This window comes from Acinetobacter sp. AB03 (assembly GCF_058107045.1).
The window spans coordinates 895,163-907,073 of the sequence record NZ_JBUEBA010000002.1 but is presented as its reverse complement, the minus strand read 5'-3'; the positions used below and the strand labels follow the sequence as shown (position 1 = coordinate 907,073).

Here is an 11,911-nt window from a genome sequence, read left to right as displayed (position 1 = left end):
CTTTAAATCCATAAATAGGTGTCCACTTAAATTTAAGTGGACACTATCGCGGTATTAATGAGTTAGAAAAAGTGGGGTTCAGCGGACGCTTACGCAAATCAGGGTCATGCCGAAGCTGCACAAGCTCTTAAATCAATGAAAAGTGAGTTAATTGCAAATAATTAACCCACTCCACAACTTAATAAAAAGGCAGTTATAAGCTGCCTTTTTTATTCATTTCTGCCTTGAAATAAACGCGAGTCCAAACCTATCGATCTAGGCCCACGTTAAAATATATGCAAAAAAAAGCCACCCGAAGGTAGCTCAGTTGGTAATAAAGACAATTTAGAATTTCAAGCGCAGGTTTTGCTCAACGCGCTCAATCAGAACCTTAGGTACATTTGATTGCACGGCGAGTGAAGTCCAACTTGAAACCGCCTCGATAACCTCTTCCAAAATCTGGCGAATACGCTGTTCATTAAAGATTGGACTTAGCTTCTCGAATGACAGGAAATCAGCCATTTCAAAATTGTCACGCTTTCCGTTAAGAGTCATCCAGTGTTGATCTACCCAAAAAGAGTTCGGCTTATAGCTATATGCCAAGTCATAAGCTGGTGCCAGTTTCCATTGATTATCTACAAGCATGTAGCCAAAGTTCTTTGAGTGGTCATCGTGGTTACGAGATACCACATTGAATACCATACGTCTAAACAACTGTTCTGCCTCGGCTGCAGTCAAACGCAAATGACGGTTCACGTTAAATATTTCTTCGTAAGAGAAAGAACCCGGTTTTTTATAATCCACATGCGCCAGGCCATTCAAGGATTGAATGTGAATCTTCTCATTCCCAACGCGATCAAAACGCTGCGTGATGAAATGTTGACGATCACCCTCTTGCAGCAACTTACAAGGCATCATTTCAATACCGCATTTTAAGGCCATTTGATGATAAACATACTCCATTGCGCCGTAGCCCATTGGATCACCAAAAGTTTCTTTATTGACGTTATGCTCACTCACACCATCAAACTTCATCAAGTAGTGCGTAAAGCCATCTGGAACATCTGTTTGACCTGAACGGACTTGGCTGTAATCCTCATTAAATGCAAGTACTGCTTTAGGGCGTGCGCCACCTGCACTTGTACCCACAGATAGAAGCGCAAGCATGGCATCCTTGTCTTCTGCACCATTATTATTAAGATCAACCTCTAAAGATGAGCGAGTGTCTAATACATCTTGGGCGATTTTAATCAACTCAATAATTTCAACTTGCTGAGACGCATTAAAACCATTCATTGATTTCATAGGGTGATACTCTAATGCACCCATGCCGCGCTTACCTGTATATTTCAGGCGTTCTAATGGAGTGATAGAGTCAGGAGATCGACCGTTACGTGCTGTCCACGCATTTAAAATTCGATTACCAAAATCATCAGGTAGTGAGTCAGCAAACAAACCTGCCAAACCCTTGAATGTTTCAGGGTTTAATGTTGGGAATGTATAAACACCCTCTCCTAAAGGCATATACAACGGAGAAAGCTCGATACCACTGTCAAGAAATGATTTAGAGTATTCAAAGGCACTTGGCTGTCCCTCTGTATACGCCATAACCCCAACATCCATACCAAGATATTCAACGCTTACTGTATCTCTCACCATCCTAAATCATCCTTATTCGCAGTTAATATTTTCTTGTTGTTCGAGTTAGCCTTATGTTCACCCGAAGCCTTTTTACGCTCTTTACCTTGCAACTTATGGAGTTGAATTGGCGATATTGGTTGGGGCGGTAAAAACAGATCTATCTGGTCCCTCATGTTTAGAGCATCCAAATATGCGATCAGATTTTCCAGTGTGACTTTCCCTTTCTCAGCATTAATAATTGCGCGTCTCTCTAAGCCGGATATCTCAGATATCTCAACTTGAGTTAAATCTTTATTAAGCCGAGCCTGTTTGATACGCTCACCAATTTCTAATGCTTTTGCATGGCTTGAACTTGTAGATCTAAATCCCATTGTTTAATACCATTTTTTGTACCTAACGAGCATATTTTAGCACATTAGTACCATTTTGTGTACTAAACGAAGTTTGTATTTTAGACGGCTTTGTTGCACAAAGCTATTCTTGAAGGCTTCTTCAGTAATATAATTTCCAGATGAAGAAGCCTACACCTAAAATCTATCGTACAACCAATTGGTCCTCGTATAACCAAGCTTTAATCAAGCGAGGAAATATTTCAATCTGGTTTGATCCTAAGACGCAATGGTATGCACAACCACAAGGCAAGCAAGGACGAAATCAAACTTATTCCGATACAGCGATTCAATGCTGTTTAATGATCAAATCTCTATTCCGTCTTTCTTTACGTATGGTTACTGGCTTTGTTCAAAGCCTGATTAAACTCTGTGGCTTGAATTGGACAGCACCAGATTACTCCACCCTTTGTAGACGACAAAAGCATATTGATATTGCGATAAGCTATCAGAAAAGTCATGATGGGTTACACCTACTTGTCGACTCTACGGGTTTAAAGTTTTTAGGTGAAGGCGAATGGAAGCGTAAAAAACATCAGCCTGAATACCGTCGGCAATGGCGTAAACTGCATATTGGTATAGATGCTGAAACACTGCAAATACGTGCCGTTCAGCTTACTACAAATAATGTCAGTGATTCACAAGTACTAGGTGATTTACTGGATCAAATTCCACTAGATGAGCGAATAGATTCTGTCTATACCGATGGCGCGTACGACACGAAGTGCTGCAGAAAAGTGATTTCAGATCGTCAAGCACATGCAGTAATTCCACCCAGAAAGAATGCCAAGCCCTGGAAAGATTCTAAAATAAGTTCAATAGAACGAAATGAGTTACTTCAAACGGTTAAACATTTAGGCAGAACCCTATGGAAAAAATGGTCGGGTTATCACCGTCGTAGTTTGGTGGAAACCAAGATGCATTGCATCAAATTATTAGGTGATAGGCTGACGGCAAGACATTTTCAAAGTCAGGTCAATGAAATTCATGCGCGTGTGGCAGTTCTGAATAGATTTACGGAATTAGGTAGACCTCGCACCCAAGTTGTGTCTTAAATTTGAATGGATTGGGGAGAACTCAGCTTTTGAATGTTTATGCAACAAAGCCCATAATAACTATATTTTTGGAGTACGATTCAATGGGATTCAAACTCATACCAACCATAATTTCAGTATCACTTACCCTTATTATTTGGTTTCTCATTCCAATTCCGCAAGATGTTTCTGCAAATGCTTGGCTTCTATCTATTTGCGATGTTTATTGGTGTTATTTCAGCCATTATTGGTAAAGCAATGCCTATTGGTGCAATTTCGATTATCGCGATAGCACTGGTCGCGATTACCCGAGTAACAGCAGATAACCCTAGCGATGCCATCAAAGATGCTTTAAGTGGCTTTGCTAACCCTCTTATTTGGTTGATTGGTATATCCATCATGATTTCAAAAGGGTTACAAAAAACAGGGCTAGGTGCACGACTAGGTTATTACTTTATTGCAGTTTGGGGTAAAAGAACCATTGGTATTGGCTATAGCCTTGCATTATCTGAACTCATTCTTGCACCTGTTACCCCAAGTAATACAGCACGTGGAGGCGGAATTATTCACCCTATCGTGCGCTCGATTGCAACGAGTTTTGACTCAGATCCAGAAAAAGGCACTGAAGGTAAAATTGGTAAATATCTTGCTTTGGTCAATTACCATTCAAATCCTATTACTTCTGCCATGTTTATTACGGCTACTGCACCCAACCCTTTAGTCGTTGAACTCATTGCGAAAGCGACCAATAGTCAAATCCATTTGAGTTGGACCACATGGGCATTAGCAATGGTTTTACCAGGTGTTGTTGCATTAGCATTTATGCCGATTGCGCTTTACTTTATGTACCCACCTGAAATTAAAAAAACACCAAATGCTGCACAATTTGCCAAAGACCGTTTACAAGAAATGGGTCCCATTACCTTACATGAAATGATTATGTTGGCTGTATTTGGAATTTTATTATTACTCTGGGCAGGTATTCCTGCCATGTTGTTGGGTGATATGTGGACTTTAGACCCAACTACAACCGCGTTTATTGGTTTATCACTCCTTCTGCTTACAGGAGTTTTAACTTGGGATGATGTCTTAACTCAAAAGAGTGCATGGGATACAGTAACTTGGTTTGCTGCATTGGTCATGATGGCGACCTTTTTAAATAAGCTCGGCTTAATCGCTTGGTTTTCTGGTGTTTTACAAACTAGCATTGGACAGCTTGGCTTAACGTGGGTTCCTGCTTCCATGCTTTTACTATTTGCTTATATGTACGCTCACTATATTTTTGCCAGTACTACTGCACATATTACCGCTATGTTTTCAGCATTCTACATTGCAGGTATCGCACTAGGTGCTCCTCCAATGTTCTTTGCACTGATTATGGCAGCAGCATCAAGCATTATGATGACGCTGACTCATTATGCGACAGGTACATCCCCTATTATTTATGGTTCAGGTTATACAACGCTTGGTGAATGGTGGAAAGCTGGTTTTGCTATGAGCATTATCAATATAGCTATTTTTATTGTATTGGGCGGACTTTGGTGGAAGATGCTGGGCTATTGGTAATTTAATATCTATAACAAAATTAAAATTTTATAAGTATAGTTATATCTATACAACCTGCCCCCTGAATAAGGGGGCTTTTTAATATCTGTCCATTACAGAAACTTCGTTATAATTTTACTCACTGAATAAAAATATATTTGATTAATTAGACTCGATGTCATAGACCCAATTATGCGCTTGCTTATCTGTTGTTGTTTCACAGACATAGTAGTCATGATAATCTATATTTTCAACATCTTTTGAAAAGTTAATTAATTTTTCTTATATTTAACACGACAAAGGACACGTAAAAGTTCCCGTTGAAAAAATCAGCAAAACACTTGTCAAAAATAAATTTCCGTGTAACAAATACAACAAGACTAAAAATCAATAAAAAATCGTGCAGGAAGCATGACTGTGGCATATCAATTGCTTAATAAAACTCAAAATTTTTCTAGAAATTTCAAGTTTTAAAACATAGAGGACTAAAAGAAAAATGAATACACAAAGTTTACAAACTTTTATGGAAACCATCAGTGGTTGGGTCTGGGGACCCTATATGTTGGTCCTCATTGTCGGAACAGGGATATTCCTCACATTACGCTTGTTCTTCTGGCAAATCCGCATGTTGCCTCTGGCCTTTAAACAGGTATTTGGCAAACATGACCAAGCACATTCTCATACTGGAGATATTTCCCACTTTGCATCCCTCATGACAGCACTCTCTGCCACCATTGGTACGGGTAATATCGCTGGTGTTGCAACCGCTTGTGTCCTTGGTGGCCCAGGTGCGGTGTTTTGGATGTGGATGACAGCCCTGTTCGGTATGGCAACCAAATATGGTGAAGGCGTACTGGCAGTTAAATACCGAATCAAAAATGAAAAAGGTGAAATGTCTGGCGGTCCAATGTACTACATTGAACGCGGCCTAAAATGGAAGTGGTTAGCACTGATTTTTGCACTATTTGGCACCTTGGCGTCTTTTGGGATTGGCAGTTCAGTGCAATCCAACACAGTTGCGCTCGCTGTTGAAAACAGTACGGGAGTTGCAACATGGATCACAGGTATCGTCATTACGGTATTCTCCGCTTTGGTTATTTTAGGCGGGATTAAATCGATTTCTAAAGCTGCTTCTTTCATCGTGCCGATTATGGCGATTGGCTATGTCCTCGGTGGCCTCATTATTATCTTCAACCATCTTGAACTCGTCATGCCTGCACTTGAACTGATCTTCCGTGATGCCTTTACTGGTGAAGCGGTAGCAGGTGGCGCAATTGGTGCTGTCATTCGTTACGGTGTCGCTCGTGGCGTCTTCTCAAATGAAGCTGGTATGGGTTCGGCGCCGATCGCCGCAGCTGCTGCAAAAACCGACCACCCTGCGCGTCAAGGCTTAGTCTCAATGACAGGTACGTTTATCGATACCATTATCGTCTGTAGTATCACAGGGATCGTTTTGGTCATGGGTTTTATTATGGCGGGCAATAGTTTTGGTGGCGAAACAGGCGCGGTATTAACCACCCATACTTTTAACCAATTACTGCCGGGTGTCGGAGGCTGGATCGTAACTTTTGGTATTGTGTTCTTCGCTTATTCCACCATTTTAGGTTGGTGCTATTACGGCGAAAAATGCTGTACTTATTTACTCGGTGAAAAGTATGTTCTGCTGTACCGTCTCATTTACATCGCGTCAGTCTTTATTGGTTGCGTAGCATCACTTGATTTAGTCTGGCTATTTGCCGACACCTTTAATGGTTTAATGGCGGTTCCAAACTTAATTGCCTTGTTATTGCTGTCGACGGTGATTGTGAAAGAGTCACGTGATTTTGTCGAAAAGCGTAAATCAGGTGAGTTGTACTAAGGCTATTTTCAAAGCACATTTTTAAAATCTTCAATAGTTAAGCCACCTTCAGGTGGCTTTTTGATTCAGAGCATTCATTTCAAATCCAATCCTCTGTATGCTGTTGAACCATCGAATACTCCAAATAGTGCATCAAATAAAGCATGGCAAAAGCAAAAAGTGTTTACCGCTGTGAACAATGTGGCGCTGACCATTCAAAATGGGCGGGTCAATGTTCTGAATGTGGAGAATGGAATAGTCTGGTTGAAGTCAATATTGCACCTGCAGTCACACATCGTGCGCAGCCCAAAATGGGGGGCGGCTATGCAGGTCAAGCTGCTGCTATTAGCACCTTAAATCAAATTTCAGTTTCACATGAGACTCGACTGGCTACAGGAATTGGTGAGTTTGATCGTGTGCTTGGGGGTGGTCTCGTCACGGGTTCCGTGGTGCTGATTGGCGGTGATCCGGGCATCGGGAAATCGACCATTTTATTGCAAACGGCAACGCATATGGCCGCGGCCAACAGTGCGGCATTGTATGTCACAGGTGAAGAATCACTCTCTCAAGTGGCTTTGCGTGCAAATCGTCTTGATCTACCCACAGATAAACTCAAAGTCATGGCTGAAACCTGTGTCGAGCGGATATGTGAAATGCTTGCCCATGAGCGTCCAGCTGTGGCAATTTTAGATTCCATTCAAACCCTGTATACCGAAACACTCCAGTCAGCGCCGGGCGGCGTTTCTCAAATTCGCGAATCTGCTGCTTTACTAACACGTTTTGCTAAAAATAGTGGCACAGCCTTGTTCATTGTCGGACACGTCACCAAGGAAGGTGCACTGGCTGGTCCACGTGTGCTTGAACATATGGTGGACTGTGTTCTGTACTTTGAAGGTCAGTCCGACTCACGTTATCGGATGATTCGAGCCGTTAAAAACCGTTTTGGTGCAGTCAATGAACTCGGTGTTTTTGGCATGACTGATAAAGGATTAAGAGAAGTGGCGAATCCTTCAGCCATTTTCTTAAGCCGTTATGATGAAGCCATTGCGGGCTCAATCGTGATGATCAGCCGTGAAGGCACACGTCCGCTGTTGGTTGAGGTTCAAGCTTTAGTTGATGATGCACATGGTCAACCGCGTCGAGTTGCCTTAGGTTTAGAACAAAACCGTTTAAATATGCTCTTGGCGGTAATGCATCGCCATGGTGGCGTGCAAACATCTGGACAAGATGTCTATGTCAACGTTGTCGGTGGTTTAAAAATCACGGAAACAGGCTCTGACTTGGCCGTCTTATTGGCCTGTGCCTCTAGCCTGCGAGGTAAAGCGCTGCCACAACAACTGGCTGTTTTTGGTGAAGTAGGACTCTCTGGGGAAATTCGTCCAGTCCCCAATGGGCAGGAACGCTTAAAAGAAGCCATTAAACATGGCTTTAAGTACATTATTCTACCGCGAGGCAACGCACCGCAAAAAGACATTGCTGGGGTGAAGGTCATCGCTGTGGCGCGCTTACATGAGGCACTCACTGAAGCCATGAGCTTAAGTGATGAACTCAACTAAGCTAAATTCCATTCATTTGGATTTCTCATAAAATAAACACGTTTTTTATTGAAATTTAGGATGAAAGACTGCATAAAGGTAGAGTTAAAATTTATTTTTTATAGAGTAGGAAAATTTGATGGAAGTTCGACAGCGTGGTTTGATTGCTGGTTTTTTAACAGCGGCTCTTTTAGTTGCACCCTTAGCCGCAGAAGCTAAACGTGCAGGTGGTGGTAAAAGCCACGGCATGAGCCGTCAAGCTGCACCAACTCAGTCTTATCAACAACCTCGTCAAGCAACTCCAGTTCAACAACCTAGCGCGCCTGCTACGGCTCCAGCTAAATCTGGTCCAGGCGTCGGCGGTATGGTTGCGGCTGGTGTAGCTGGTGCTGCAATTGGTGCTGTTGCTGCAAATGCATTGGCAGATGATAACTCTGCTTCTCAAGCGCAAGCACAGGAAGAAAAAGGTGGTATTCCGAGCTGGATTTGGATTCTTCTTGCCGCTGCTGTTGCCTTCTTCATTTTCCGTAAAATGGGCGCAAAAAAAAAAGTAGCAGCTAATCCATACGCGCCAAACAATGGTTCAACTCAAGCACCGTTTGGCCAACAAGCTGCACCACGTACATCAAATGACAATAGCAATATTTTTGGTCAGTCTGTAGGTGGTTCAGCTGCTACACCACAAAACAACGCACCTTTTGGCGCTGCCTATACCAATAGTGGTAGTCAGCTGCCAGACGGTACAGAACCTGCGGCTTTCTTACGTATTGCTCGTCAACGTTTCAATCATATTCAGTCGATGAACACAGCAAGTAACATTTCTGAAATTCAGCGTTACTTAACACCTGATCTTTACCAGTCTATGTATCAAGACATTATGGCGAATCAAGATCAAGATGTAGCTGAGTTTTCAAACCTTAATGCGATGGTTGCGGACTCTGCGACAGAAAATGGCCAATACGTGGTTAGCGTACGTTTTACTGGTACAGTAAGTGAAGATCTCAACAGCTTACCGCAACCTTTTGCTGAAGTTTGGCACTTTGTAAAACCAGCTGGTTCTACCCAAGACTGGCTCGTTGCGGGTATCCAACAAGAAGCATAATTTCTAGATATATAAAAACAGCGACTTCGGTTGCTGTTTTTTTGTGCCTTAATAAATCCTCCGATCGATTCAACCGAGTCATCAGCGCCTCGCTTAAACAAAAACACCATTCAAAACGATAACAGCAATGGTTTTTTAAAAGTTACGCTCAACATTTCCTGTAACATCTATGTTAAATAAGAAGCGTAATGAAAGGCTGTACAATGCATCCTCAATCACACGCCTTCTTTTAGCTTCGACCTATACCTCCACGCAAATAAGTTCATCGCGTTATGAATGCTTGATGCCATTGGGCAATATCTCAAAATAAGTGAGCTTTGATTTTCGACTCAAACTGAGATCATCATTTACCAATCTTAGGCATTTAAAATGCACAGCATTTTCTATTGATCATGCTCTGCATTTAATATTTACACTGTAAATCATCTACTCATAAAAAAATGCCTCTATATAAGAGGCATTTTTATTTACGTTTTTTAGTCTTATTCAGGTAATGGGATAAATTGAGAGTCCTGATTTTGCTCTTTTCTTTCCCCAACAACCACAGCAACATCTAAAGGTTTGCCATCGCGCTCAAGTGAAATCTGAATGGTGCTATTTGGCGGTTGTAGAGCCACAAAATTAATCAAATGTGAGGTTGAAGTAATCACTTCATCATTCACTTTCACAATCTTGTCGCCTTTCTTTAAACCAGCTTTTGCAGCAGGTCCCGTTTTTAACACGTCCGCGACAACCACACCTGGCCCTTTAGGCTCTAAGATATTGACTTGTTCAACAGGCAATAAACTAATACCTAGCCAACCACGTACCACACGACCGTCTTTAAGAATAGAGTTCAGTACTTGTTGGCAAATTCTTGCAGGAATGGCGAAACCAATACCTAAAGACCCACCTGACTGAGAGAAAATCGCAGTATTAACCCCAATCAAATTCCCCGCCACATCAATCAAAGCACCACCAGAATTACCAGGATTAATTGCAGCATCAGTTTGAATGAAGTCTTCATAAGTGTTAATACCTAGGTCAGAGCGTCCTGTAGCAGAGACAATACCTTGCGTAACCGTTTGCCCCACACCAAATGGATTACCAATGGCCAAGACCACATCACCCACTTCGTTGCCGCTTAGCTTAAAGGGTAAAACAGGCAGGTTCGCCAGCTCAATTTTAATCACAGCCAAATCGGTATCGGGGTCGGTACCAATCACTTTTGCCACTGCACGACGGCCATCTTGTAATGCCACAACAATTTGATCGGCTTGAGCAATCACATGATTATTCGTCAAAATATAACCATCAGGGCGAACAATCACACCTGAACCCAAACTGTTTTCATTTTTATTTTGGCTAAACTGATCTGGAATTTGATTGCCAAAAAATTCACGGAACGCAGGATCATTGAGTAATGGATGGTCAAGTTGTTTGACTTTTTGCGTGGTAAAAATATTTACTACTGCTGGTGCAGCCACTTTCACGGCAGCGCTATAAGAAACTACCCCACCGGTACGCGTGGTGTTAATTAAAGGTTCAACCTTTTCAGCAGGCATCTTAATACCATCGGATGCCACAGGCGCTTTTGGCTTTTGATACTGCTGCCAAGCAAAAAATCCAGCAATGACTAAAATGAGTAATACCCAAGGTAACCAGGAAAAGGTCCTGCGCACGATTTCACCCTCTAAAATGTTTTAATTCATTGATGACTAAGTAATTTATGCCTATTGTAAAGCGAAATTCAAGCCGAAGCACAAAAATAAGCAAGAGTTTTGTCATGCTTTAGTTACAATAAACAATAGGTTCCGATGTAATCAATTTAAAAGAGTTTTTAAGTCGATATGGCAAAATTACAAGACATTATTCAGTGGTGTGATCAAACCCTCAAATCAACTGAGTTTAAGGACTATGCACCGAATGGCCTTCAAATTGAAGGAAAGACCGAAGTGCATAAAATTTTAGCTGCTGTGACTGCATCGCAAGATGCCATAGATGCCGCGATCCGAGAAAATGTGGATCTATTATTAGTGCACCATGGATATTTTTGGAAAGGTGAAGCCTACCCCATCACAGGTATGCGCGGTAAACGGATCAAGAGTCTGATTCAACATGACATTTCTTTGCTGGCATATCACCTCCCCCTCGACAGCCATCCGAGTCTTGGAAATAATGTAGCGATTGCAGATTTGCTCAAATTGGAACGTATTGAGGCACTTGATCCATCTGAGCGTCATCCTATTGGCAATATTGGTTATTTAAACCAGCCTATGCCTGTGGAAGACTTTAAAAAGTTTGTGTCCGAGACATTAAAGTTTGATGTCACCCATCTTCCTGCGGACAAGACCATGATTGAAAAAGTCGGTTTTTGTACCGGTGGTGCACAAGATTTTATTGTAAAAGCCGCTGAACAAGGCTGTGATGCCTATATTTCAGGCGAAGTCAGTGAACGTACCTTCTATGAAGCTAAAGAATTAGGCGTACATTATTTTGCTTGCGGACATCATGCGACTGAACGCTATGGCGTGCAGCGATTAGGTCAAGCCATTTCAGAACAATTTGATATTGAATATGTTTATTTCGAGTTAAACAACCCGATCTAAGCAATCGCTGGGATGAAACTCCTTTCATCCCAGTCCTCTCAATGCGCCTACATCGTATAGCATCCAATACCACCTCCATTTGAACAAATGATTAATTTTTAAAATATTATTCAGACCCATTCAAATTTTTAACTTAAAACATAGCATCAGCTCAAAAATTCTGTGTATCTCACCTTTGTTATACCTGCTGAACGTTCAACCCAATACGAACAATATAAATTGCTACGCTGCACTCCAATATTGTAAATAATAAACATATTG

The 11,911-nt window shown here is 41.7% G+C and carries 8 protein-coding genes and 1 pseudogene; 6 read left to right on the top strand and 3 right to left on the bottom strand.

Going from position 1 to position 11,911, the window contains the following annotated elements; all coding sequences use genetic code 11:
* Positions 1-324 precede the first annotated feature (324 nt).
* Together ACY3FQ_RS04755 and ACY3FQ_RS04750 are read right to left on the bottom strand one after the other, a co-directional pair.
* The gene (locus ACY3FQ_RS04755) at positions 325-1,638 is read right to left on the bottom strand and encodes a type II toxin-antitoxin system HipA family toxin (RefSeq protein ID WP_110975972.1); all 1,314 of its coding nucleotides are present in this window, start codon (positions 1,636-1,638) and stop codon (positions 325-327) included.
* Complete coding sequence (locus ACY3FQ_RS04750; protein WP_110975971.1) at positions 1,632-1,991, bottom strand: helix-turn-helix domain-containing protein; 360 nt, start codon at positions 1,989-1,991, stop codon at positions 1,632-1,634. Before ACY3FQ_RS04750 ends, ACY3FQ_RS04755 begins: the two co-directional genes overlap by 7 nt.
* Before the next feature lie 140 nt (positions 1,992-2,131).
* Between ACY3FQ_RS04750 and ACY3FQ_RS04745 the strand changes: the two genes are divergently transcribed.
* The 5 genes and pseudogenes from ACY3FQ_RS04745 to ACY3FQ_RS04725 all read left to right on the top strand — a co-directional run bounded on the left by ACY3FQ_RS04745 (position 2,132) and on the right by ACY3FQ_RS04725 (position 9,062).
* Positions 2,132-3,064, top strand: a complete 933-nt coding sequence (locus ACY3FQ_RS04745; protein WP_004812228.1) for an IS5-like element ISAha3 family transposase — start codon at positions 2,132-2,134, stop codon at positions 3,062-3,064.
* Positions 3,065-3,147: 83 nt separating this feature from the next.
* A pseudogene (locus ACY3FQ_RS04740) lies at positions 3,148-4,609 on the top strand (DASS family sodium-coupled anion symporter).
* Between the two features lie 475 nt (positions 4,610-5,084).
* The gene (locus ACY3FQ_RS04735) at positions 5,085-6,446 is read left to right on the top strand and encodes an alanine/glycine:cation symporter family protein (protein ID WP_005400491.1); all 1,362 of its coding nucleotides are present in this window, start codon (positions 5,085-5,087) and stop codon (positions 6,444-6,446) included.
* Between the two features lie 143 nt (positions 6,447-6,589).
* A complete protein-coding gene (gene radA, locus ACY3FQ_RS04730; protein WP_004695771.1) occupies positions 6,590-7,981 on the top strand; it encodes a DNA repair protein RadA in 1,392 nt (463 codons plus the stop codon).
* Positions 7,982-8,099: 118 nt separating this feature from the next.
* Positions 8,100-9,062, top strand: a complete 963-nt coding sequence (locus ACY3FQ_RS04725) for a Tim44 domain-containing protein (protein WP_411370511.1) — start codon at positions 8,100-8,102, stop codon at positions 9,060-9,062.
* 482 nt (positions 9,063-9,544) lie between these two features.
* Here ACY3FQ_RS04725 and ACY3FQ_RS04720 read toward each other — a convergent pair whose 3' ends face one another.
* Entirely contained in the window at positions 9,545-10,723 is a 1,179-nt protein-coding gene (locus tag ACY3FQ_RS04720; RefSeq protein WP_004982593.1) for a S1C family serine protease, read from the bottom strand.
* Positions 10,724-10,891: 168 nt separating this feature from the next.
* On the opposite strand from ACY3FQ_RS04720, the gene ACY3FQ_RS04715 reads away from it, so the two are divergent.
* On the top strand, positions 10,892-11,650 hold the full coding sequence (locus ACY3FQ_RS04715) for a Nif3-like dinuclear metal center hexameric protein (RefSeq protein WP_489773651.1): 759 nt from the start codon (positions 10,892-10,894) through the stop codon (positions 11,648-11,650).
* Positions 11,651-11,911: the final 261 nt, after the last annotated feature.